Source organism: Amycolatopsis sp. VS8301801F10, from assembly GCF_046195355.1.
GTDB lineage: Bacteria > Actinomycetota > Actinomycetes > Mycobacteriales > Pseudonocardiaceae > Amycolatopsis.
In genome coordinates this window covers 1,535,211-1,557,912 of sequence record NZ_CP176065.1, presented here as the reverse complement: position 1 = coordinate 1,557,912, position 22,702 = coordinate 1,535,211, and the positions used below count along the sequence as shown (strand labels likewise).

The window sequence follows — 22,702 nt, the reverse complement described above, 5'->3', positions numbered from 1 at the left end:
CACAATGACTCCCGTGGAGCGGCTGGAAACGACTTCCGCGGTGAGCGCCCGCATGAGCAGGCAGAAGTCCCGCAATACCTCGATCGAAATGGCGCTGCGCAAGATCCTGCACGCCGCCGGGTACCGCTACCGAGTCCACCGCCGTCCGGTGAAAGGCGTCCGCCGCGAGGCTGACCTGGTGTTCGGCCCAGCGCGAGTGGCGGTTTTCGTCGACGGCTGCTTCTGGCACGGCTGCCCCGAACACGGCACCTGGCCGAAGAACAATGCCGATTATTGGCGGACCAAGATCGAAACCAACCGCCGCCGGGACGCGAATACCGACGCGCTGCTGCTCGAAGCGGGCTGGCTGTCCGTGCGCATCTGGGAACACGAAGCGAGCGAGGTCGCCGCGTCGCGGGTGATCGAGACCGTGAAGGAACGCCGTCCCCATTAATGTTGGCGCCATGCCTCTACCGGGTCAGCCCACCGCCGCGGAGTTTTTCGCCGGTATCGGTCTCGTGCGCCTAGGCCTCGAACCGGCCGGCTTCGACGTCGCGTGGTCCAACGACATCGAACCGGCGAAGCAGGCCATGTACGAGGCGCACTTCAACGACCAGGGCACGCACAAGTACGTACTGGGCGATGTCGCCGCCCTGCGCGGCTCCGATCTGCCCACTGGCCTCAGCCTGGCCTGGGCATCCTTCCCCTGCACCGACCTTTCGCTGGCCGGCTGGCGGCGCGGCCTGGCGGGCTCGCACTCGTCGACGTTCTGGGAATTCACCCGCATCCTCGACGAACTGGGCCAGGACCGGCCGCCGGTAGTGGCGCTGGAAAACGTCGTCGGCCTGGCCACCAGCCATGGCGGCGACGACCTCCGCGCGGCGATCCGCGAACTCAACCGCCTCGGCTACTCCGCCGATGTGCTGACCCTGGACGCCCGGCGGTTCGTCCCGCAGTCACGGCCGCGGTTGTTCATTGTCGGCGCGCAAAACCCGCCCTCGGACTCGCCCGCGCCGTCCCCGCTGCGCCCCGCCTGGCTCACGCTGGACCCGTCCTTGCGGACACATCGCGCCGCCCTGCCCGCGCCGCCGCCGCTGCTGGTCACCGGCCTGTCCGCAGCCGTCGAACGCCTCCCCGCCGACGACGAGCGGTGGTGGCCGGTGCCCCGCGCTGAGGCGTTTATCGGGTCGCTCTCACCGCTCCAACTGGAACGGCTGACGCAGCTACAGTCGGGAAAGAAGCTGGTTTACCGGACGGCCTACCGGCGCACCCGAAACGGAAAGCCAGTGTGGGAAGTCCGGCCAGACGACATCTCGGGCTGCCTGCGCACCGCCCGAGGCGGATCGTCTAAGCAGGCCGTGGTGCAAGCGGGCCGGGGCAGCGTGCGGGTCCGCTGGATGACGCCCCGCGAGTACGCCCGGCTGATGGGCGCGGGGAAATACTCGCTGGACGGACTGCGAAACAACCAGGCCCTGTTCGGCTTCGGGGACGCGGTGTGCGTGCCGGTGGTGCGGTGGCTGTCGGAGAATTACCTGATGCCGTTGGCGCGTGGGGAGATGAGCCTCGAGGCCGCGGGCTAGCGATCAGCCGCAGCCACTCTTTCGTGCATCTTGGCGGCGCGCCGAGTGCTCGGATCAGGGACTTTGCCGAGCCTTCGCACTACTGTCGAACACGTGTTCCAGCTAGCTCATCGCATCAGTGACCGCGGCCACTGCCTCCGGCAGCGGAACGTGTTCCCAGATGCGCACCACGTTCCATCCGGCTTCGCGCAACGCGCCGGTCACCAGCTCGTCCCTGGCCATATTGCGTTGCAGCTTGGGCGTCCAGTACCACTCGTTGCTCGTCGGCTGCCGGCCGTGCTCGGGACACACATGCCAGAAGCAGCCGTCTACGAAGACGGCGATCTTTCGCGCCGTAAAGACAATGTCCGGCCGCACCCGGACGCCTCCGTCGAGCACCAGAGGAAGGTCTTTCCGGTAGCGGTAACCAAGCCGATGCAGTTCTTTGCGGAGCGTTACCTCAGGCTTGGTGTCAGTACGGCGGTTGGCGCGCATGTTCCTCGAGCGGCCCTCGCTGGCAGGGGCGGGGTAGAGCCCCTTGGCATGCGCTTCGTCCCGAGCCTCGCGGCCTGCCATCGGCACCCCTTCTCGCAGGCTTCAAGCTATGAGGAAAGATACCGTTCCGCGCCCAAGCATCTCGCGCGAGCCTTGAGGAGGTTACTGTGAGTGAGGCCTTCGAGGTCATCGAGATCTGCGCTGGTGCCGGCGGCCAGGCATTAGGCCTGAAGAAGGCTGGCTTCACTCACCGTCTCGCGATCGAGCTTGACCCCAACGCGTGCGCGACACTGAGAGCCAACTTCGAGGGCGAGGAGCACATCGTCCGAGAGGGCGACGTCGCCGATCCCGGGACGTGGATACCGGAACATCACCGGCCGGACAACGATGCGGGGTTGCCGGAACTCGCGCTCCTGGCAGGCGGGGTTCCGTGCCCTCCATTCACCATCGCCGGCAAGCAGCTGGGCGCGAACGACGAGCGTGATCTGTTCGCATGGGCCGTGGAGCAAGTCAACGTCATCAAGCCGCGCGCCGTGATGCTTGAGAACGTCCGCGGTCTGAGCATGCCCCGCTTCGCCGGCTACCGCCAGCATGTAATGGACCAGCTCGTGAGCTTTGGTTACGTTGCCGAGTGGCGCCTCCTGCACGCAGCCGGGTTCGGCGTGCCGCAGCTCCGGCCACGTTTTGTGCTTGTCGCGCTCCAGAAGGAGTATGCGGACCACTTCTCCTGGCCGGAAGAGTCCGAGCGTGAGGTCACCGTCGCGGAAGCCATCGGAGACCTGATGGGCAAGCACAAGTGGGAAGGCCTCGAAGACTGGAAGAAGAAGGCCAGCAAGATCGCCCCTACCATCGTCGGCGGCTCGAAGAAACACGGCGGCGCGGATCTCGGACCGACTCGCGCGAAGCGCGCATGGGCCGAACTCGGCGTGGATGCGATGGGCCTCGCTGACGACGCACCGAAACCGGGCGATAAATTCGAGGGGAAGCCTGGGCCCAAGCTGACCAACGAGATGGTGGCTCGCATTCAAGGCTGGGCAGATGAGTTCGGCGACTGGAAATTCATCGGCCGGAAGACCTCGAACTACCGGCAGATCGGCAACGCGTTCCCGCCACCCATGGCATTCGCCGTCGGGAAAGCAATCATGAAGGCGCTGCAGAAGGAGGGCAAAGTCAGCGACCGGCAGATAAACCAGGAACACGATCCGGTTTATCGCGCCCTCCGAGACACCGATAAATTCGTTACGGCGGAGGACCTTAAGAAGGAAGCCGGGCTTCAGCTGGATATCCCAGAACTGGAGAAACGAATCAGCCTGATCAACCAGGACTTTGACGTGGAGATCAAAGAGGGTCCCAAGGGCGTCGAGTACAAGCTCGGTGCCTTCAAGGCGTTCGTGGGCCAGGATGACCACGTCCGGCACGAGGCTTTCCAGAAGAACCGGACCAAGATCAGCTGACCCGGACGCCTGAGCTGCCGTCAGACTCGCGGCAACTCAGGAGCAGGATTCGTGAGCTGCTCGTCAGGGGAAGCGACGACCCAGTACTCGCCTTCCAGCTCCACAGAAGGCCCTAGGTCGCTCGCAGTCCTCGGTCGCAGCCGCACGCTGACGAACTCGCCTTCGCCCGGCTCAGCGATATTCAAGGTCTTCGCGACGTTAACGTGGTTGACGTAGTCGCCAAGGATGACGAAGCCTTCTCTTTTCAGAATGGAACGCGCCCCACCGTTTCCCCGAACGCGCTTCATATAGTCAGCCTGCATGGCGACTGTGGCGACGACGTTACGCGACACTCGTCTGCCCGCAGCTACGCGAAACAACGAATTGACCCGCTGCTGCCCGGACTTTGCCGCGAAGACTTCCTTGATTTCTTTCTCGCTAAGACGCAACAGCAAGTTTTCTTGCAGTGGAGCATCACGGAAAAGCCAGCGAATCTGACCCTTACCGTAGACGTTGAGGGAGCGTTTACCATCCCGGTTTTCGCGGATCCGCAGATACTCCCGCCTGGCTCGCACCAGACCTACACACCACCGGGACGCCTCGTCGCTGGCCCACACCACCATCAGCAGATGATCATTAGCTTCCGGGGGAATCATCCAGGCACCGTTCTGCTGCGAGAATTTGCAGTCGACGTCGACGCCGCCAATCGCGTAGTCCATCGATGCGCCGCCGGCGAACTCGAACTCGCGCTGAATGTTGATCTCGATCAGCGTGCCGGCATGCGTCTTCTCGGTCTTGTGCAACTGATCCCAGCGATAACGGCCAGTGTTCTGGCCGTCGAGCAGCATGTCGATGCTCCGGCGGATGGCCTTCGCGAATCGCCGCCCGTCCGGGTCGGCCTTGCGGAGGATCGCAGCGACCTCTTCAAGCTGGGGATCCGGATCCTGACGGGCGGGCTCGTTCCACAACTCTGCTTGACCGGCCTGCTCGTCGTCCGCCATGCGAACGACACTAGTTCGCTCCGCGGCTCGCTCGCACCGATTTCCCGAAAGTCCCGGCCTCAGTTCTGGCGTGCCGCGATGTGCAGCATCAGCGCCTCGACGTCCGCTGAATCCATGCCCGCCACCGCTGCTGGCTCATCATCCGGGTCACCGAGTTGCTGAACAGCGGAGTCGTCGAGGATCCGGCCCATGAAGTCAAGCTTCTCGTTGAGCCGCATCGCGACGACCTCGTCGATCGTTTCGCGAGCGGTGAGGATGGTGACGTTGGTTTCCGCATCCGGCGCGAGACCGAGGCGATGAATCCGGTCCAAGCTCTGCAGAAAGCGCCCCGCTTGGAAGTCGCGGTCGACATAAACCGCGTCGTGGCAGACCTGGTGCAAGCTGATTCCCTCGCCGAGCGTTGCCGGGTTGGAGATCAGCACCTGGCACGCCGGATCAGTCCGGAACCGATCAATCTGCTCCTGCCGTTCCGGTGTGCCACCGTGCACCACTGCGGGGGAGAAGTCAGCGAGCAAGCTCTCCAAGGTGGTGATACTGCGTACGAAGCTGGCCCAGACCAGGGTCTTCCGTCCTTGGGCCGCGTTGCCCGCCACGATCGCGAGTGCTTCCTGGTACTTCGGCGGTATCTCGTACTCGCCCAATGAACCAAGCAGCTCGTAGAGCGGGTTTTCGGGAGGCACCTCCAGTGGAGGAACCTGCAAGGATATCGGCTCGTAGCGAGAAGCCCCTTGCGAGAGCAGGGCGGGGCTGGTCGCAGCCATGATCATACGAAGAACAGTCCTGCCCAACGAGTCGAAGTCAGATCGGCTCCGTTCCGCGCGCGCAGATGCGAATTGCCCCAGAAGCGCGTCGTAGATCTCCCGATGCAGAGGAGGCATGTCGACCGTGCGAACCCGGAGACTGACGGGCGGCAGACCCAGCTCTTGTTTCGTCGTACGGGCATACATCGGCTTCAGCACGCGGCTGGCGTAGTCCAGGTTGCCGCCCTCAACGGCCTGGCTCACCACCCGTCGGCCACGGCCTGGCCAGACGAAAGCGAGCAAGCTCTCCAGGTCGCGAGCACCGTTAGGGGCCGGCGTCCCGGTCAAGATCAGCCGTGCCTTGCTCAACGGGGCGAGCGACATGCAAGCCATGCCATAGACGCCGGCCGTGCCCAGCTTCATCCGATGAGCCTCGTCGAGAATCACCAGTGCGGGACCCGCATTCAGCCAGTCTGCCAAGGTTTCAAGCGAACGGCCAAGCCTCTCGTAGTTGACGATCAGCAAGTCCGCGGCGCGGAAACCAGCTCGCCCCAGGAATTTCACGGTAAAGCCGTCTCCGAAACACTCCTGGCTCTCGTCAACCCACGCTTCGTACGCGGACTTCGGGCTGACCACCAGGACGCGGTCGACCTTCCGTTGTTCCCGCAAAGCCGAAAACACCGCGAGCGCGACGCGGGTCTTGCCGGCACCGGGAACGCTGAAGTTCGCGCCGTGTCCCAGAGAGAGAAGCTTGGCGATGTCGCGGCGCTGGAACTCCGTGAGGTCCGCCGTCCACCCAGAGCCGAGGATCCCCGGGACATCCTCCGCGGAGACCTGGTTGCTGCCCAGATCTCCGGCGAGGATCTCCTCTGACCGTTCCGCGTCTTGGAGCAGGGCCAGAGCCCGGGTGCGAAAATTCTCTTCCCAAACGACGGTAGCGGGTTCAGGCCAGTTCGCCAGCTCTTCGAGCCCAGCCAGAAACTCGTCAATCGGTACCTGGGCCGCCAGGCGGTCCACCATCCGGCCGCCTGGAAACCGTGCCATCAAGCTAGCAAGCGATTCCCGGTAGGGCGGTTGCGCACGGAGTTCCGCACGCGTTCTTGTCTGGTCAAAGGCCAGCACCAGGCTGGGCGACGATTCAGCCACTCAGGAACCAGACTCGAGCATCACGTGGCGCAGCCAATCGACGCCCTCGCCAGGGTCATTGACCGTGCGCGTTCCTTCAACCGCCAGCCGGCGAAGGACCTTTTTCAGCTTCAGCAGCGCGTCGTTGAACGCTTCTTCATCGAGCGATCGGTCGGCACGCGACATCACCAGGTCTGTCACGCACTGCTGGAGCTGATCGGTCGCGGCGGTGACCCGATCCGATACTTTTCGTTTCTTCTTCGTCAGTGTCTGGTCGCTGCCGGCCAGCTTGATCGCGTTCTCCACCAAACTGCGAACCTCTGTCCAAGAGTCAGGCGTCCCGTCTGCGGTAGCCGACTTCTCAGCCACCGCGCGAAGCACCTTGTCAGTGAACGCTCTGGCCGTAGCGGCTTGGCTGGACCCCGCCTTCACCGACCTGCCCAATCCAGGGATGGCAACTTCGGCTGACTCGGTCTCGGGGATGAATCCGTCCGGCAGCCGGGGAGAGAGGTAGCGATCCAGGAAGTCTGGCTCGATGAACCGGACATCTGTCTTGGAAAAGTCCAGCGCGATCGCGGCGAGACGTACTTCCTTCAGGATTTCAGCATCGTCCGGCTTGACGGCTTTGACCTTCTGATAGGTACGTGCCAGCTCCCGCATCTTCTCCTGGTCGCGCTCGAACTCGATGAGCGGAATGCGCCGACCGTCGGCCTCGCTGCGCTCGATCATCGACTTGATCGCGGAGAAGACCCACAAGTCCTGCTCGCACGCCGGCACTGTACTGCGGAAAGTCTGCGCGATAGCTGGCATCGGGACGCCCTGGCTGACCAGCTCGTCGATAGCCAGCAACCTGTTGATGTACGAGTAATCGCGCCGATGTTCCTTCCGCAGCTGGAGAGAGAGCTCGACATCTCGCACATCGGACCAGTCGCAGGACGCCGGCAGCACCGCTACCCGCATCGTCGCTTCAGGACCGTGAAGCTCCATCAGCGCAGCACGGCGAGTATTCCCATTGACGAGCACACCATCAACGGTCGTCAGCCCCGGCTCGGTCTGCTTGTACTCCCGGAGGCTCTCCTTCAGCTCCGTGAACGCCGGATCGATCTGCGTCGGGTCCGCCGACAAACTCTTCAGAAGCTTGTCGAGGTACTGCTGGCTTTCGACAGACCAGGGATCTTCGTCCACCAGTGCGTCAAGCCGCGGATCGTGGCTGCGCTGTGCACGGACCCGGTGGGTCGCCGGGTTGTAGTAGAGGTCCCCGATTTTCACCTCGACGACATCGAGGTGGACCTGCTTGCCACGCCAGTCGACGGTCTGAGTTTCCCGTGGCCCGGTTGCGTCAGCAACCTCCTTGAGCCGCCGCTCGATGAGGTTCCGGATCTCGTCAGCTCGGGGCGGTTGCCCATAGTCTTTGATCATTACCACTCCTGCGCTGGCCACGGGCTTCCCGACAGAAACGATATCCCGGGCCTAGCCCGGGCACGCCTCAGTCCAAGCCAATCGCACCGCGGACACTGGCCCGCGCCTCGGCCGGCAGCGCGCGATAGCTGGCCCATACGCGCTCCACCTCCCGAAAGTCCCGTTCGCCGGCTTCGATCCAGCTTGCCAGGACCCGCTGATCCTCCTCGCTCAAGCCTTTCGCCCGGACCGCCACCCCCGCGGCATCCGCGACCAGCTTGTTCCCTCCGAGCCGGCACCTGCGGCACTCGGCGACAAGCTGCACCGCCACACCACCGTCCGGCACCCGTACCTTCCGGCGCGCGATGTCGAGCTGCGCGCCTTCGCCCGTGTCTTCATGGACGTCACCGGGGGTAATACCGCACGAGCGGCACATATTGTCGTCATGGGCGATGATCTCCCGGCGGCGCGTGGCCCCAATGGCCGGCGCATGCGACGGCCTGGAGGTCACCCCCTTCTCCCACACCGGCTGGCCCTGCTTCACGAAGCGCTGCTCCGGGGCGGCCAAGGTGACGTCCTCCCGGTTCGTGTCGATGCGCCATCCGAAACTCCGGAGATCCCGCATCCGCCGGTCGATCTGCGAGACACCGGGAAAGGTGTCGCGCAGCTGAGCCTTGGTGAACTTGTTACCTTCGCCAACTTCGGCAACAAGCCACAAGGCAACCCTTTTCATGGTGCCCAGGTTTTTATCCTGCCACGAAAGCGGCATCTCTCCTCCGTCGCGTGTAAGCCCGGCCGCAAAGCCCTTCTCCACCGATTTATATCAGGAACCGGGAGACCTGTCTGCAACTGCGGACAGAATGCAATTATTGCAGAAATATTATCACAGCGATCATTGCAGCAAAAATCGATTCTTTACTCGGTAAAATTTCACTATGCGGACCTACTGCTTCACACTGCGAAGCGGCAGAAATGTCGACTTAGCGACCCGGAGACCAGTGACCGCGACAGAACCGATCTCCGACACCGCGTACGCGCACCGAGCACCGCGAAGAGTGCGTACGCGGCCGACACTCCGTACGCAGAACTGCTGCCGCTTCGCCAGCGAAGGCTGCTAGGCTCGCCTGGCACCATCATTTCGAAAATGCGGCGCAAGCCGTAGACAGCGCAGCTGGAGACAGCGCAAGCCGGAGACAGGGGGGTCGTGCCGGAGTTAATCGACCATCGAAGCAGCACCTCCATGAGCTAGACCTCGCGTGCACTAAACCCTCGCGCGCACTAAACCCGTTGGGGTGCAACAGGTCTACTGGTACAGCAGATCTACCGGCGCCGCCCGCCGCGTCGGGTCTTAAGCCATCGCGAAGCCGGTCTTCAACGTGCGCTTAGCAATGACCCGGACGTCAGCGCAAGCGCCACCAGAATCCACAACCAGAATCAGAGTTCAGAAGAGGAGATCAAGGAACATGCCAGCCCTGGGGCAAGTCGGGAAACGGCTCGGACGCCCTCCGACCCCGGAAGTAATCGCGTTCGCGGCCGCGCTCAAGAAACTGTATCTCCGCCTGCCGAAGCAGAGCATGGTGCGCAACGCTGCCGTCCTGCACGTATCGCAGCCCGCGCTTTCCCAGTACCTGAATTTGACAAGGATCCCGCCCGCGTCCTTTCTCAGGACGATCTACCTGGCAGCCTCGGCCAGGACGCCCGCAGGCGAACTGCCGTGCCGTTTAAACGAGCTCATCGAGCTGCGCCACGCAGCCAAAGAGAGCCTTTTGCGCACCGGTACGCGATGCCAAGACGCCCCTAATGCTGTGGCGCACGCCACATCCTGGGATAAAACGGCAGGAAAAAAGGACCGGCGCAACGGCAAGTCGTGCCGGGCCGAGGACCGGCGCAACGGAAACTGCGTCGCGCCGCGCGAACCGTGCGGCGGCGCGAACAAAGGTGCGCGGCCTGTTTCCAGCGACCCGTACTCCGAGGTTGAGGACCGGAAGGAGGTTGAGGACCGGAAGGTCCCGCCGGGAACCACACCCGTCTTGGCCGCTGCGGACATGATCTCGGCGGCACTCGCATCTCTGCAGCTACACGACTACGCGACCGTGCGCGAACTGCTCGAGCAAACCAAACCATTATTACACAGAGCAACTGTCGCCTGGGCATGACATCGGACCCGAACGAAAGGGACCCGAACGAAAGCCGACCACGGAAAGAGTCGATTGGTTACTTACTGTAAACGACACTTGCGGAGCATCTCACGCACCCGCATAAGCACCTGGCCGACGTGCGCTCGGGACCCGCCGTGCGACCTTCCGCGAGCATCCCGAGACGGGACTGACCGAGTTGCCGGCATGCGATCGGCCAGCCCCATCCCTTCGAACACGACCGAACACCTAGGAAGGCCATGTTCTATGGTCAATAGTAAGCGTGACCTGGGCCGCAAGCGCCCCGGCCGCGGAATCGTCACCCCGTCCAGCGGTCGCGGGAGGCGGAAGATCGCCCGTACCAGCGTTACCATTCGCCGACGCGGCAAGGACGTTCAGAAGGCTGTCGACAACCCCTGGTTCAAGCTCATGAGCTTCTTCTTCAGGCTGCTGTCGCTGATCGTCCGCCTGACCCACTGGCACTGGTAGGTCACGAGGATGGGCTCAGGCCGGCGCGCTGGCGTGAAGATCGTTCACGCCAGCGCGCCGGCTAGTCCGCCCCAGTCGGCTTAGGAATGTCGAAATACCCCGACAACCGCACCGCCGGCGCGTACTCGCCCTTGACCTTGACCTTCCCGGTCACGAACATCGCCGCCACCGCCGCGTTGCCGGTCGCCATGCGGATGAAGTCCTCCACCGCCACGGTGATCGTCGTGTCCGGGGTGCGGGACAGGTCGGTGCTCGACACGCACAGGCCGTCCTCGATGACCGTTTGGTAGCGGTCGAAATCGTCTCCGGCCGGGAAGCGCCAGGAGACCACGACGTCCACGTGCCGGGCTCGGTCCGGGCGGAAGTGTTCCGACATCCGGCGGAAGATCTCGTCCAGGAAGACCGCGCGCAGTTCGTCGTGGTCGGCGATGCCTTTCAGCTGCTCCCGCGTAGCCGCCGCGACGACATCGACCAGGGACTGCGTGGTCAGCGAGGCGATGTCGATGCCGGCTCCGGCCGTGCCGAGCATGTGCAGCGTCTCCAGGACCTGCACGAACTGCTCCGGGGTCAGTTTGCCCACCTCGAGCGTGCGGGCGAAACCGTTCACCGCGTGCTCACCGGGTGAGTGCGCGGCACGCATGCGCGAGCGCCAGCGGGACACCGGAGCGGCTCAGGCCGGTCGGGGCAGGTCGAAGTGGCCGACCAGCCCGGCTGCGAAGGCGAGGTCGCCCTTGACCTTGAGTTTCCCGGTGACGAACAGGACCGCGGGCGTTGCCTGATGGGTGATGATGCGGAAGAAGTCCACGGGCGAAAGCGTAATCGTCACACGGGGTTTCTCGCGCATTTCGCGGGACACTGTGCAGGTTCCGTCGGAAAGCACCGTCTCGTAGCGGTCGTAACCGCCCTCGCCGGTGCCGCCGGACAACCGCCAGTGCACCACCGCGCGCAGCGACTTCGCCCGGATGTGCGCTCCCATGCGGGCGAAAATCTCGTCCAGCACCCGCTCGCGCAGCGGACGTTCGGCGGCCACGGCCTCCAGCTGCGCCCGCGACGCGCGCGCGACCAGCGTGGCGAACTTCGTCGGGTCGACCTTGTCCAGAGAGAATGCCGGCACCTGCTCCGACAGCCGCATCAGCGCCGCCAGCAGCCGGTTCAGGTCCGAACGGCCCAGCTCACGAGGGTCGATGGCATCCGCGACCGCGTTGGCGTCGAGCGCGCTCGCGTCGACGGCTTCGGTGCGGTCCAGCGCGTCCAGCAGCGCGACCCCGCGCAGGCCGGCCAGGTCAGAGCTGGTCGCCTCCGGGTTGTCGGCCATCATTCACCCCTTCCGGAACTTTCCGCCGTAAGGCTACCGGCGAGTAGGTAGCGCGGCAAGCAACGCCGCCGACCTGGGGACGGGTACCGTCCGTGCCAGCGAGAGGGAGGAAAGAGCAGCGTGCCCGACGAAGATCAGCGCCCACCCGAGCGAGCGAGACGGCTCCCGAGGGCGGTCCGTGAACGGCAGATCCTGGACGCCGCGGTGCAGGTGTTCTCGAAACACGGCTACCACTCGGCGTCGATGGACGAGATCTCCGAGGTCGCGGGCGTCTCCAAGCCGATGATCTACACCTACCTCGGCTCGAAGGAAGACCTCTTCGGCAAGAGCATCCAGCGCGAGGCGACCCGACTGCTGGAAGCCATCCAGGCGGGCGTGCAGCCCGACCTGCCGCCGGACATGCAGCTGTGGCACGGCCTGCGCTCGTTCTACCGCTTCGTCGCCGAATATCGCGAGTCCTGGACCGTGCTGCACCGCCAGGCACTGACGGTCGGCGGCGGATTCGCCGCGGAGATCACCGCGATGCGCACGCGCGCGATCGAACTGGTCGCGGCGCTCGTGGTGGCCGCGGGCACCCGCAAGGGCCTCGGCGAGCAGACGGAGTTCTCCGGCCCCGGCCTGGCCGCGGCACTGGTCGGCGCGGCGGAATCCCTGGCCGACTGGGCACTGGACCACCCGGAGATCTCCGACGGCGTGCTCGCGTCGTGGCTGATGAACCTGGTGTGGCTGGGCTTCAACGACCTCGTCGAGGGGCAGGTCTGGAAGCCCTCAGAGGGCTGAAATCACCCCGTCCAGGTGCGGTTTCGGCTTCCGCGCATGCCACAGTTCGAAGGCCCACCCGTCGTCGGTCTGCCAGGTCGTGAACGCCGCGCGGCCGGGCAGCAGCACGGGCTGCTTGAACCGCACCGCGACGGTGTACGCGTCTGGCAGCCTGCCTTCGAAGGACGCCAGCGCGTGTGCCTTCGTCCACATGCCGTGCGCGATCGCCTGCGGGAAGCCGAACAGGCGCGCGGTCAGCGGGTGCAGGTGGATCGGGTTGCGGTCACCGGAGACTTCGGCGTAGCGGCGGCCGATGTCGCCCGGGACGTGCCACAGCGCGGACGGTTTCGGCGGCGTCAGCTGGGGGCGCGAAGCGGACCCGGTACCCGAGCCGGTGCGGCGAAGATAAGTCGACACCTCGCTCCACACGGTGTCCGCACCGGAGTGGACCTCGCTCACCATGTCGAACTGGCTGCCTTTTTCGTGCGGGCGCAGGTTTTCCGCGCGCACGCTCACCCGGAATGTCTCGCCCAGCGACAACGGACGGTGCTGGGTGATCCGGTTCTCGACGTGCACCAAGCCCAGCAGCGGGAACGGGAAACCCGGCTCGGTCATCAACGCCATCTGCAATCCGAACACCAGCATGTGCGGATACGTCACCGGCAGCTCGTCCGAGAACCGGAATCCGCAGACTTCGTTGTAGGCCGCGACATGCGCCGGGTCCACGACGACCTCGGGACGCACCAGTTCCGTGGTCGGCAGCGTTGAGCCACCGCCGCGGCGCAGAAGGGCTTTCGGGTACAGCGTCGCCAGGCTCGGCGCGCTCGTCACTTCACGGACGGCCATCGCTCACGCCCCCAGCAGCGCCTGGCCGCACACGCGGACCAGGTTCCCGTTGACCGCCGCCGAGGCCGGGTTGGCATACCAGGCAATGGTTTCCGCGACGTCCACCGGCAGCCCGCCCTGGCCGAGGCTGGACAGCCGCCGTCCGGCCTCGCGGATGAACAGCGGTACCGCGGCGGTCATCTTGGTCTCGATGAACCCGGGCGCGACCGCGTTGATCGTGCCGCCGTACTCCGCGAGCCGCGGCGCGCCGACGTTCACCATCCCGATCACGCCCGCCTTCGACGTCGCGTAGTTCGTCTGGCCGACGTTGCCCGCGATGCCGGCGATCGAGGAAACCCCGATGATCCGGCCGTTTTCGCGCAGGATCTTGTCGACGAGAAGCTTGTCGTTCACCGCGAGCTGCGAGGCGAGGTTCACCGCGATTACCGAATCCCAGCCGCCCTCGGTCAGGTTGCCGAGGGTCTTGTCGCGGGTAATACCGGCGTTGTGCACCACGATGTCCACGCCGCCGTGCCGCGAGGTCAGGTACTCGGCGAGCTTGTCCGGCGCGTCGGCCGCGGTGATGTCCAGCTGCAGCGCGGAACCGCCGATCCGATTGGCCACAGTGGACAGATCGCCGCCCTGCGCGGGGATGTCCAGCGCGACCACGTGCGCGCCGTCGCGGGCGAGCGTTTCGGCGATCGCCTCGCCGATGCCCCGCGACGCACCGGTGACCAGCGCGACCTTGCCGTCCAGCGGCTTTTCCCAGTTCTCCGGCGCGGGCGCGGTCTTCGCGTGCGTGCCGACGCGGATCACCTGGCCGTCGACGAACGCCGACTTCGCCGACAGCAGGAACCGCAGCGTCGACTCGGCCGCGTCCTCCGCCCCCTCGGCGACGTAGACCAGCTGCGCCGTCGCGCCGCGCTTGAGTTCCTTGCCGACCGAGCGGACGAACCCTTCCAGCGCGCGCTGGGCGATCTGCTCGCGGCCCTCGGCCAGCTCCGGCGGCGTGCCGAGCACGACCACCCGGCCGGAGGCGCCCACCTTGCGGATCACCGGGTGGAAGAACCGGTAGACCTCACGCAGCTGTCCCGGGTCCTGCACGCCGGTGGCGTCGAAGACCAGCGCGGCGTGCCGGTCGGCGGGCGCGCTGAGCACCTCGATGCCCGCCTCGGCGAGCTGCGCCCGGACGGTCTTCTCCAGCCGTCCGCCGGGCGCGGTGCCGAGAAGTGCGGGACCCTCGAGCGCGGGCTGGCCGGGACGGTACCGGCGCAACGTCGCGGGGTTGGGCAGGCCGAGCTTCGGCACCACGAACTTCCCCAGCGGGGTTTTCGTGAACTGCTGGTACCTGTCCGCCATCACGTGCCTCCCGTGCAGTCTGCGTCACGTCGCAGTCTAACCTACTCACTAGTAGGTTACAGTGTGAAAGGCACGACTCCAGAGAGGTGGACGGCATGGCGACCAGGAAAACCCCCGCGGTGCGCAAGGTCGCGATCGTCGGCGGGAACCGGATCCCGTTCGCGCGGTCGAACGGCCCGTACTCCCGGGCCTCGAACCAGGACATGTTCACCGCCGCGCTGGACGGTCTGGTCAGCCGGTTTTCCCTGCAGGGCGAGGTGATCGGCGAGGTCGCCGCGGGCGCGGTGCTCAAGCACTCGAAGGACTTCAACCTCGCCCGCGAAAGCGTCCTGGGCAGCAAGCTCTCGCCCGCGACGCCGGCGTCGGACGTGCAGATGGCGTGCGGCACCGGATTGCAGGCGGTCATCAACGTCGCCCACAAGATCGCGCTCGGGGAAATCGATTCGGCGATCGCCGGCGGCGTGGACACCACGAGTGACGCCCCGCTGGCGGTGAACCCGCAGCTGCGCCAGATCCTCGTGCGGCTCAACGCGGCGAAGACGCTCGCCGACCGGCTCAAGCTGGTCGCGAAGATCCGCCCGGGCCACCTCGTCCCGGAGATCCCGCGCAACGCCGAACCGCGCACCGGCCTGTCGATGGGGGAGCACGCCGCGCTCACCGCGAAGGTCTGGGACATCACCCGCGAGGCGCAGGACGAACTGGCCGCGACCAGCCACCGCAACCTCGCCGCCGCCTACGACCGCGGCTTCTTCGACGACCTGGTCACGCCGTACCTCAAGCTCACCCGCGACCAGAACCTCCGCCCGGACTCCTCGGTCGAAAAGCTCGCCAAGCTCAAGCCGGTCTACGGCGGCCCGGACGGCACCATGACCGCGGGCAACTCGACGCCGCTGACCGACGGCGCGTCGACCGTCCTGCTCGCCACCGAGCAGTGGGCGAAGGCGCACAAGCTGCCGGTTCTGGCGTACCTGACGTTCAGTCAGACCGCCGCCGTCGACTATGTGCACGGCGACGAGGGTCTGCTGATGGCCCCGGCCTACGCGGTGCCGCGGATGCTCGAGCGCGCCGGATTGACCCTGCAGGACTTCGACTTCTACGAGATCCACGAGGCGTTCGCGTCGCAGGTGCTCGCCACGCTCAAGGCGTGGGAGGACCCGGCGTTCGCCAAGGAGAAGCTCGGCCTCGACGCGCCGCTCGGCTCGATCGACCGCGCCAAGCTCAACGTGAACGGCTCGTCGCTCGCGGCCGGGCACCCGTTCGCCGCGACCGGCGGCCGGATCGTCGCCACGCTCGCGAAACTGCTGAACGAGAAGGGTTCCGGGCGCGGCCTGATCTCCATCTGCGCGGCGGGCGGCCAGGGCGTCACCGCGATCCTGGAGAAGTAAGCGCGAGAGGCCGCCGCCCGGACGCTCGGGCGGCGGCTTTTTCGCGCGTTCAGTCGGTGAGCGTCTTCTCCGCGCGCTTGGCCAGTTTGTCGGCGCGCTTGCCCGCCTTCTTCGCCGCGCGCCGGGCCCGCCAGCCCAGCGACGGCTTGCCCGCCGTGTCGCTCGCGGCCAGCAGCAGCCCGCCGGCCAGCGACGCGTTCTTGAAGAACTGGACCTGCTGGGCCTGCTTCTCGCCCGGATCGGACAGCTGCCAGAACCGGTGCGCGGCCAGCGTCGTCGGCACCAGCGAGCCGAGCAGCGCGACCGCCGCCAGCCGCGGCGCCTTGCCGCTCGCCAGCGCGAGCCCGGCCCCGATCTTGACCGCCGCGTCGATCTGCACCAGCGTGGCCGGATCGCGCGGGACCTGGTCCGGGACCAGGCCCTCGACCTTGTCGAAGGTCTCGGTGAGGAACGGTTCGGCCGCCTTCGCGTGGCCCTGGGTGTCGCGCAGGGCACCGATGCCGCCGAACACGAAGATCGACGCGAGCAGTGGACGTGCCACCCGGCGCAGTATCACGGTCTCGCCTCTCTGGTCAGGAATCCCTGTACAAGAACCTACAACCGGGATTGCCCGCCCCGCTCCCCGCCGAACCGGGCTAGCGATACCTAGCCGAATATTGCTCTATCGCTAGATTCCCCTAGACAGTTCTAGCAGACTCACGCTTGACCTTGCCGCTACGTCAACCTCTACCGTCGAAGCCGTGGTCAGGACGGAATGGTCGATCCAGGACATCGCCCGGTTCGCGGGCACGACGAGCCGGACCCTGCGGCACTACGACGCCGTCGGGCTCCTGCCGCCGACGCGGATCGGCGCCAACGGCTACCGCTACTACGACGAGCAGGCACTCGTCCGGTTGCAGCGGATCCTGCTGTTGCGCGACCTGGGCTTGGGCCTGCCCGCGATCGCCGAGGTGCTCGACGGCCAGCGCGACGGCGTCGCGGCGCTCGAAACGCACCTGGCGCTGCTGAAACAGGAACAGCAGCGGATCGGGCGGCAGATCGACTCCGTGCGGACCACGCTCCGGAAACTGAAGGGAGGTGAACAACTGATGGCAGAGGAAATGTTCGACGGGTTCGACCACACCCAGTACGAGGAAGAGGTCACCCAGCGCTGGGGCGCCGACGCCTACCGCAAGGGCGACCAGTGGTGGCGGTCGCTGTCCGCGGACGAGAAGAAGGCTTTCCAGCAGGAACAGCTGGACATCTCGGCGGCGTTCGGAGCTGCCCGCGAGGAGGGCCGCGACGCTGGTTCGGACGAGACCCAGGCGATCGCCGCGCGGCTCTACCGCTGGCTGCGCCCGGCCGCGGGGACCGTGTCGAAGAGCTACTTCGCCGGTCTCGGGCAGCTGTATGTCGACGACCCGCGATACGGCTCGTACGACGAGAAGCACGGCCCCGGCACGGCCGAGTACATCCGCGACGCGATGAAGATCTACGCGGAGCGGAACCTGACGGACTAACGCTCCGTCAGAGTGGGCGCTGGGGGTAAGGATGGACGGGGCTGCAGACCCGGCCATCCTTCGAGCACCATGCGCTAAGCCGCCGAGCAACACGCGCTAGCCATCTATGGCCAAATATCGGTCCAGCTCTAGACACCTCGATACGGTGACAGAGTGGACCCCATCCGCAACCCCTTCGCGCCCGGTGCCGGGCAGCGGCCGCCGGAGCTGGCTGGCCGGGAAAGGGAGCTGAAGGCGTTCGAGGTCGTCCTCGAACGCGTCGCTCGCGGACGCCCGGAGCGCAGTCTCGTGCTGACCGGCCTGCGCGGCGTCGGCAAGACGGTGCTGCTGGGGGAGTTGCGGTCGATGGCCGTTCGGCGGCGCTGGGGCGCGGGCAAGATCGAAGCGCGGCCGGACGCGGAACTGCGGCGTCCGTTGTCGGCGGCGCTGCACCGGGCGATCCGCGATCTGGCCGTGCGGCATCGCGCGCCGGACCGGGTCGAGGAAGTGCTCGGGGTGCTGAAAGCGTTCGCGCTCAAGGCGAACAAACCGGACGCGAAGCTGCGCGACCGCTGGCAGCCCGGCATCGACGTGCCCGCCGCGCAGGGCCGGGCCGATTCCGGCGACATCGAGATCGACCTGGTCGAGCTGTTCACCGACGTCGCCGAGCTGGCCGCGGACGTCGGCACCGGGGTCGCGCTGCTGATCGACGAGATCCAGGACCTGCAGCCGGACGACGTCTCGGCGCTGTGCGCGGCTTGCCACGAGTTGTCGCAATCCGGCGCGCCGCTGGTCGTGGTCGGTGCCGGGCTGCCGCATGTGCCCGCGGTGCTGTCGGCGTCGAAGTCCTACTCCGAGCGGCTCTTCCGCTATTCGCGGATCGACCGGCTCAGCCGCGAGGACGCCGACTACGCGGTCCTGGCTCCGATCGAACGCGAGGACGCCGGGATCGAACCGGAGGCGCTCGACGCGCTCTTCGACGCGTCCGGCGGTTATCCGTATTTCATCCAGGCCTACGGCAAAGCCGCCTGGGACGCCGCGCCCGCGGACCCGATCACGGTCAAAGACGTGCAGGTCGCCGCGCCCGAGGCGGAGTCCGAGCTGGCGGTCGGGTTCTTCGGCTCGCGCTACGAGCGCGCGACGCCCGCCGAACGCGAGTACCTGCTCGCGATGGCCGAGCTGACCCAAGGCCGCGACGAGGCCGCCGGCACCGCCGATGTGGCCGTCTACCTGGGCCGCAAGCCGTCGTCGTTGTCGCCGGCGCGCGACAGCCTGATGAAGAAAGGCCTGGTCTACTCCGCCGAACGCGGGCAGATCGCCTTCACCGTGCCGCACTTCGGGCACTACCTGCTCGGCCGCGACTGAGCGGATCTTCCCCTCGCTACCGGTCTATCCGGCTGCCTAGCGGTCTCTAGTCATTTCGCTAGATATCCGTAGAGAGTGGTAGCGCGTTAGCGGCTTGTGACCGCCAACACGAGATCTGTCCGGCGTTCTCCAGCATGTCACCGATGATTCTTCGGCAAGTGCCCCATGTCACCGCAGATTCGTTGGATTCCTTGTGAAAAAAGGTGCATACTAGAGACACAGCCACCGAAGACCTCTGAAGGGGATGCAGAAGACCATGAGCAACATCGCCGCCAAGCTCCGTGCCCGTCGCGCCGAGGCTCGCACTCGCCGGGCACTGAACCGGGCGATCGACACCGCGGCCACCTCCACGGTCCGGCAGGAGCTCATCGCCCTCGCCCAGGCGCGTCAGCCGTTCATGCGCTGACCTGCACGACCAACCTGTTGGTGGGTCACTCACGCGAGTGATCTAGACCACAGAAAACCCTGGGTGTAACGCCGCGAAGAGCCGCGTCGATACCCACTACGACCCCGTGATGCTGGCGGACCCCCGACCTGGCAGCATCACGGGGTTTCCATATGTCTGGACCATTTCCCCCGCCGCTCCACCACCGAGGGAATTCCCTTGCCCCAAGTGGGCGAAGGGGAGATGCTTGACTCAGTCAACGATCGAGTCGAGGTGGTCCCCGTGCCGGATTCCGTACTCGCCGAGCGCGTCGCCACGGTTCGCGCGTTCAATCGGCTCTACACCGGCGTGATCGGCGTCCTCGACGAGGGACCGGCCGACGCCGAATACTCGCTGAGCGAAGCACGGGTGCTGTTCGAACTCGCCCAACAGGACCGGCTGCAGGTCAGCGATCTGCGCAGACGGCTGTCCCTCGACGGCGGCTACGCGAGCAGACTGCTGGGAAGGCTGGAAACCCGCGGCCTGATCACCCGCGAACGCTGCGCGGACGACGCCCGCCGCCAGCTCGTCGCACTCACCGAACAAGGCCGCGCCGCCTTCGCCGACCTCGACCGCCGCTCGGCCAGCCAGATCGGCAGCCTCCTCGACCAGTTCGCGGACGCCGACCAGCGCCGGCTGCTCGGCGCGATGGGGACCATCACCGCACTCGTCAGCGATTCGGCACCGGAACCGGTAGTCACCGTGCGCGCCCCGCGCCCGGGCGACCTCGGCTGGGTGGTGCATCGGCACGGAGCGCTGTACGCCGAGGAGTACGGCCTCGACGAACGCTTCGAAGCCCTCGTCGCCCGCGTGGTCGCCGACTTCGCCGAACGCCGCGACGACCCGCGCCAGGCCGGCTGGATCGCCGAACTCGACGGCGAACGGGCCGGCAGTATTTTCTGCACGCCCGGCGACGAGGAAGGCACCGCGAAGCTTCGGCTGCTCCTGCTGGAACCAGCCGCGCGCGGGCACGGGGTCGGCAAGCGGCTGGTGCGCGAATGCGTCGAATTCGCCAGCGCACGGGGATATCGGGCGATGGAGCTGTGGACGCTGTCGTTGCTCGCCGCCGCGCGCGGGATCTACCGGAGTGCCGGATTCGAACTAGTCGGCAAGGAAGAGACGGACGCGTTCGGTCCGCTCGTGACCGGCGAGACCTGGCGGCGGGAGTTGTAGATGTTCGTCCTGTACTGCGCCGTGTGCGATCGCCGCACGCTGCTGGGCGTCGACGAGGTCGACTGGGTGGAGAACCTGACGCGCGGCGTGATCTCGGTGTCCGGCCACTGCCCGCTGGGCCACGACGCGGTCATCCTGACCGGCGACGCGTTCACCCCGCACGCGGACCCGAGGTGTTTCGGGCCCGCGCCGCGAGTGTGGACGAAACCGATGCACCGCCTGCGCGACTGGCTGCGCACCCGGTTCGAGCTGAGCCGCGACCTGCCCGGGCCGTTCTACCGCTTCTGACGCCCCATCAGGTAGAACTCCGGATTCGGCTTGAGCGCGGTCAAATGCGCGAGCCGGTTGGACATCGCGAACAACGCGGTGATCGCGCCGACGTCCCAGATCTCGTCCTCGGTCAGCCCCGCCTCGCGCGCCGCCTCCAGGTCGCCCTCGCCGAACAACGCGGATTCGTGGGACAACGCCAGCGCGAGGTCGACGATCGCCCGGCCGCGCTCGTCGAGCTCGACCTGCCACGGATTGGTCGCGACCCGGTCGGCCAGCTCCGGGTCCTTGGCGCGGATCCGCAGGATCGCCCCGTGCGCGACGACGCAGTAAGTGCAGTGGTTCGCACCGGAGGTGGCCACGACGACCAGCTCGCGTTCGGCTTTGGTGAGCCCGCCTTCGCGTTCCATGAGCGCGTCGTGGTAGTCGAGAAACGCCCTCAGCTCGGCGGGCCGGTGGCCCAGGGCGCGGAAGATGTTCGGCGTGAAGCCGGATTTCTCCGCGATGGCGCCGATGCGCTCGCGGAGATCGTCGGGAAGGTCTTCGAGTTCCGTCACGGGGAACCGGCTCACGGGGTTGGTCATACCGCCCACGCTAACCGGCGCGGTTCGCGTACGGGAGGGGGTCGGATGGCGCCAAGGTGAGCGGATGGATGAGCGACAGACGCTGCGGCCGATACCGCGGTGGGTGATCTGGGCCGGGTTGCCGACGATGGTGGCGCTCGCCGCGGCGGCGGTGTAGATATTGCTCGCGTTCGCGCCGGGCTCGGCCCAACTGGACGCAATCCGGACCGGTGGGACGCTCGGGGCCGGGCTCTGCGGGGCGGTCGCGTTGTGGCTGGCGGTGCGGAAGCAGCGGTCCACGAAGTTGGCTTTGCTGCAGAAACAGGAGTCGTATCGGCTTGCGGAGCAGGTCGCTGCGGACAACCGGGACGATGCAATTGCGCGACGGGTCACTGAACAATTCTGAGGATTCCGCCGGATGAGACGGATGAAGAGACTCAGGTTCGACAAACCGCACAGCGAATCATCGCGAGGTGTGGGCACCCAGACGATAGGTGACGTTGGCCCGACCTCGTACTGGATCTGTCAGGTGCACACCTCGACAAAGTCCGCTTCGATGGCTTCTGTTTCAAACAAGATTAACCTCGACGGAGCAGTATTGTCAGGCCCCGCGCACTTCGAAGGCACCAACTTCACCGCCGCGGCCCGGTTGTCGTCGAAGGACCCGGTCCCCGGCACTGGCCAAAGGGCTGGAAGCTCGGCGATCCCCAAGACGCCCCTGATCCCTTCCGACTGACCCCGGATGCACCCCGTTCACCCGGAAGGGGTTTGCTTACCCCGTGAACTGGACCGCGTACGTGGACGGTTACTGCGAGCGCACCGCGCCCGGGCTCTGGGGTGAGCCGCTCAACGACCTGGCCAACCTTGCCTTTCTCGTTGCCGCCGGGTTGATCTGGTGGCGGGCCGGGCGACAGCGCGCTGGGCGGGTGCTTGCCGTCCTGATCGGGGTGATCTTCGTTGCCAGCAGTGTCTTTCACCTGGTCGCCACGCGCTGGGGTGCGGTCGCCGACTCCGCGGCCATCCTGATCTTCAGCTTGTTCTACGCCGCGGCCTTTCCCCGGGTGTTCTTTGCCGCGACGGCCAAATGGTCCTGGCTCGGGGCACCGGCGTTCCTCGCGGTCACCGGCGCATCGGCGGCGCTCGGCGGCGGGCTGTATCTGCCAGCGCTCGCGGGTCTGGCCGGGTTCGCCATCGCGTTGGCGGTCAAGCGTGATCCGTACTGGCTGCACTTCGCCATGGCCGCCGCGGTGTTCGCGTTGTCGTTGTCCTTCCGCACTATCGACGGCGTGATCTGCGGGGATTTCCCAGCGGGCACGCATTTCCTGTGGCATTTGCTCAACGCGGTGGTGCTGTACCTCGTCGCGAAGGCGATGATCGGCAAAACAGAAGAGGCCCCCGCGCCGGAAAACGACGCGGAGGCCTCTGTCTAAAAAGG

At 66.3% G+C, this 22,702-nt stretch carries 24 protein-coding genes; 13 read left to right on the top strand and 11 right to left on the bottom strand.

Annotation, left to right across the window (positions count from 1 at the left end; translation table 11 throughout):
• Positions 1-4 precede the first annotated feature (4 nt).
• Positions 5-433 carry a very short patch repair endonuclease gene (locus F9C11_RS07540; RefSeq protein WP_409184169.1) on the top strand — a complete coding sequence of 143 codons (429 nt, stop codon included), beginning with the start codon at positions 5-7 and terminating at the stop codon, positions 431-433.
• Between the two features lie 10 nt (positions 434-443).
• On the top strand, positions 444-1,559 hold the full coding sequence (locus F9C11_RS07535; protein WP_409184168.1) for a DNA cytosine methyltransferase: 1,116 nt from the start codon (positions 444-446) through the stop codon (positions 1,557-1,559).
• A 102-nt stretch (positions 1,560-1,661) separates the two neighbouring features.
• On the opposite strand, the gene F9C11_RS07530 is transcribed toward F9C11_RS07535, so the two are convergent.
• Positions 1,662-2,114 (bottom strand): very short patch repair endonuclease, encoded by a 453-nt coding sequence (locus F9C11_RS07530; RefSeq protein WP_409184167.1) that lies wholly within the window; start codon positions 2,112-2,114, stop codon positions 1,662-1,664.
• Between the two features lie 86 nt (positions 2,115-2,200).
• Between F9C11_RS07530 and F9C11_RS07525 the strand changes: the two genes are divergently transcribed.
• Positions 2,201-3,487, top strand: a complete 1,287-nt coding sequence (locus tag F9C11_RS07525; protein WP_409184166.1) for a DNA cytosine methyltransferase — start codon at positions 2,201-2,203, stop codon at positions 3,485-3,487.
• A 20-nt stretch (positions 3,488-3,507) separates the two neighbouring features.
• Here F9C11_RS07525 and F9C11_RS07520 read toward each other — a convergent pair whose 3' ends face one another.
• From F9C11_RS07520 to F9C11_RS07505, 4 genes are all read right to left on the bottom strand, one after another.
• Positions 3,508-4,467, bottom strand: coding sequence for a NaeI family type II restriction endonuclease (locus F9C11_RS07520; RefSeq protein ID WP_409184165.1), 960 nt, complete (start codon positions 4,465-4,467; stop codon positions 3,508-3,510).
• 59 nt (positions 4,468-4,526) lie between these two features.
• Positions 4,527-6,353, bottom strand: coding sequence for a DEAD/DEAH box helicase (locus tag F9C11_RS07515; RefSeq protein ID WP_409184164.1), 1,827 nt, complete (start codon positions 6,351-6,353; stop codon positions 4,527-4,529).
• Entirely contained in the window at positions 6,354-7,751 is a 1,398-nt protein-coding gene (locus F9C11_RS07510; protein WP_409184163.1) for a transcriptional regulator, read from the bottom strand.
• Between the two features lie 67 nt (positions 7,752-7,818).
• Positions 7,819-8,499, bottom strand: coding sequence for a hypothetical protein (locus F9C11_RS07505; RefSeq protein ID WP_409184162.1), 681 nt, complete (start codon positions 8,497-8,499; stop codon positions 7,819-7,821).
• Positions 8,500-9,193: 694 nt separating this feature from the next.
• Here F9C11_RS07505 and F9C11_RS07500 point away from each other — a divergent pair.
• Both F9C11_RS07500 and F9C11_RS07495 read left to right on the top strand, forming a co-directional pair.
• Positions 9,194-9,886, top strand: a complete 693-nt coding sequence (locus F9C11_RS07500) for a hypothetical protein (RefSeq protein WP_409184161.1) — start codon at positions 9,194-9,196, stop codon at positions 9,884-9,886.
• Positions 9,887-10,132: 246 nt separating this feature from the next.
• Complete coding sequence (locus F9C11_RS07495; protein ID WP_409184160.1) at positions 10,133-10,354, top strand: hypothetical protein; 222 nt, start codon at positions 10,133-10,135, stop codon at positions 10,352-10,354.
• Between the two features lie 61 nt (positions 10,355-10,415).
• Here F9C11_RS07495 and F9C11_RS07490 read toward each other — a convergent pair whose 3' ends face one another.
• Positions 10,416-10,994, bottom strand: a complete 579-nt coding sequence (locus F9C11_RS07490; protein WP_409184159.1) for an SCP2 sterol-binding domain-containing protein — start codon at positions 10,992-10,994, stop codon at positions 10,416-10,418.
• Between the two features lie 30 nt (positions 10,995-11,024).
• The gene (locus F9C11_RS07485) at positions 11,025-11,669 is read right to left on the bottom strand and encodes an SCP2 sterol-binding domain-containing protein (protein WP_409184158.1); all 645 of its coding nucleotides are present in this window, start codon (positions 11,667-11,669) and stop codon (positions 11,025-11,027) included.
• A gap of 120 nt (positions 11,670-11,789) precedes the next feature.
• Between F9C11_RS07485 and F9C11_RS07480 the strand changes: the two genes are divergently transcribed.
• Positions 11,790-12,449 carry a TetR/AcrR family transcriptional regulator gene (locus tag F9C11_RS07480; protein WP_037364354.1) on the top strand — a complete coding sequence of 220 codons (660 nt, stop codon included), beginning with the start codon at positions 11,790-11,792 and terminating at the stop codon, positions 12,447-12,449.
• Here the strand turns inward: F9C11_RS07480 and F9C11_RS07475 are convergent.
• On the bottom strand, positions 12,438-13,274 hold the full coding sequence (locus tag F9C11_RS07475; protein ID WP_409184157.1) for a MaoC/PaaZ C-terminal domain-containing protein: 837 nt from the start codon (positions 13,272-13,274) through the stop codon (positions 12,438-12,440). The two genes, F9C11_RS07480 and F9C11_RS07475, sit on opposite strands and share 12 nt — an antisense overlap.
• Before the next feature lie 3 nt (positions 13,275-13,277).
• On the bottom strand, positions 13,278-14,612 hold the full coding sequence (locus F9C11_RS07470) for a 3-oxoacyl-ACP reductase (RefSeq protein WP_409184156.1): 1,335 nt from the start codon (positions 14,610-14,612) through the stop codon (positions 13,278-13,280).
• A 95-nt stretch (positions 14,613-14,707) separates the two neighbouring features.
• Between F9C11_RS07470 and F9C11_RS07465 the strand changes: the two genes are divergently transcribed.
• On the top strand, positions 14,708-15,997 hold the full coding sequence (locus F9C11_RS07465) for an acetyl-CoA C-acetyltransferase (protein ID WP_409184155.1): 1,290 nt from the start codon (positions 14,708-14,710) through the stop codon (positions 15,995-15,997).
• Positions 15,998-16,046: 49 nt separating this feature from the next.
• Here the strand turns inward: F9C11_RS07465 and F9C11_RS07460 are convergent, their stop codons facing one another.
• Positions 16,047-16,553 (bottom strand): DoxX family protein, encoded by a 507-nt coding sequence (locus tag F9C11_RS07460; protein WP_409184154.1) that lies wholly within the window; start codon positions 16,551-16,553, stop codon positions 16,047-16,049.
• 184 nt (positions 16,554-16,737) lie between these two features.
• Between F9C11_RS07460 and F9C11_RS07455 the strand changes: the two genes are divergently transcribed.
• The 5 genes from F9C11_RS07455 (at position 16,738) to F9C11_RS07435 (ending at position 20,725) form a co-directional block, all read left to right on the top strand.
• On the top strand, positions 16,738-17,496 hold the full coding sequence (locus F9C11_RS07455; protein WP_409184153.1) for a MerR family transcriptional regulator: 759 nt from the start codon (positions 16,738-16,740) through the stop codon (positions 17,494-17,496).
• A gap of 153 nt (positions 17,497-17,649) precedes the next feature.
• A complete protein-coding gene (locus F9C11_RS07450; RefSeq protein ID WP_009085137.1) occupies positions 17,650-18,840 on the top strand; it encodes an ATP-binding protein in 1,191 nt (396 codons plus the stop codon).
• A gap of 256 nt (positions 18,841-19,096) precedes the next feature.
• On the top strand, positions 19,097-19,246 hold the full coding sequence (locus F9C11_RS07445; RefSeq protein WP_162836041.1) for a hypothetical protein: 150 nt from the start codon (positions 19,097-19,099) through the stop codon (positions 19,244-19,246).
• 261 nt (positions 19,247-19,507) lie between these two features.
• The gene (locus F9C11_RS07440; RefSeq protein WP_409184152.1) at positions 19,508-20,437 is read left to right on the top strand and encodes a GNAT family N-acetyltransferase; all 930 of its coding nucleotides are present in this window, start codon (positions 19,508-19,510) and stop codon (positions 20,435-20,437) included.
• On the top strand, positions 20,438-20,725 hold the full coding sequence (locus F9C11_RS07435) for a hypothetical protein (protein ID WP_409184151.1): 288 nt from the start codon (positions 20,438-20,440) through the stop codon (positions 20,723-20,725). It abuts the gene before it with no gap.
• Here F9C11_RS07435 and F9C11_RS07430 read toward each other — a convergent pair.
• Positions 20,713-21,288 (bottom strand): peroxidase-related enzyme, encoded by a 576-nt coding sequence (locus tag F9C11_RS07430; protein ID WP_409184150.1) that lies wholly within the window; start codon positions 21,286-21,288, stop codon positions 20,713-20,715. The genes F9C11_RS07435 and F9C11_RS07430 overlap by 13 nt on opposite strands.
• A 758-nt stretch (positions 21,289-22,046) precedes the next feature.
• Between F9C11_RS07430 and F9C11_RS07425 the strand changes: the two genes are divergently transcribed.
• On the top strand, positions 22,047-22,697 hold the full coding sequence (locus tag F9C11_RS07425; protein WP_409184149.1) for a hypothetical protein: 651 nt from the start codon (positions 22,047-22,049) through the stop codon (positions 22,695-22,697).
• Positions 22,698-22,702: the final 5 nt, after the last annotated feature.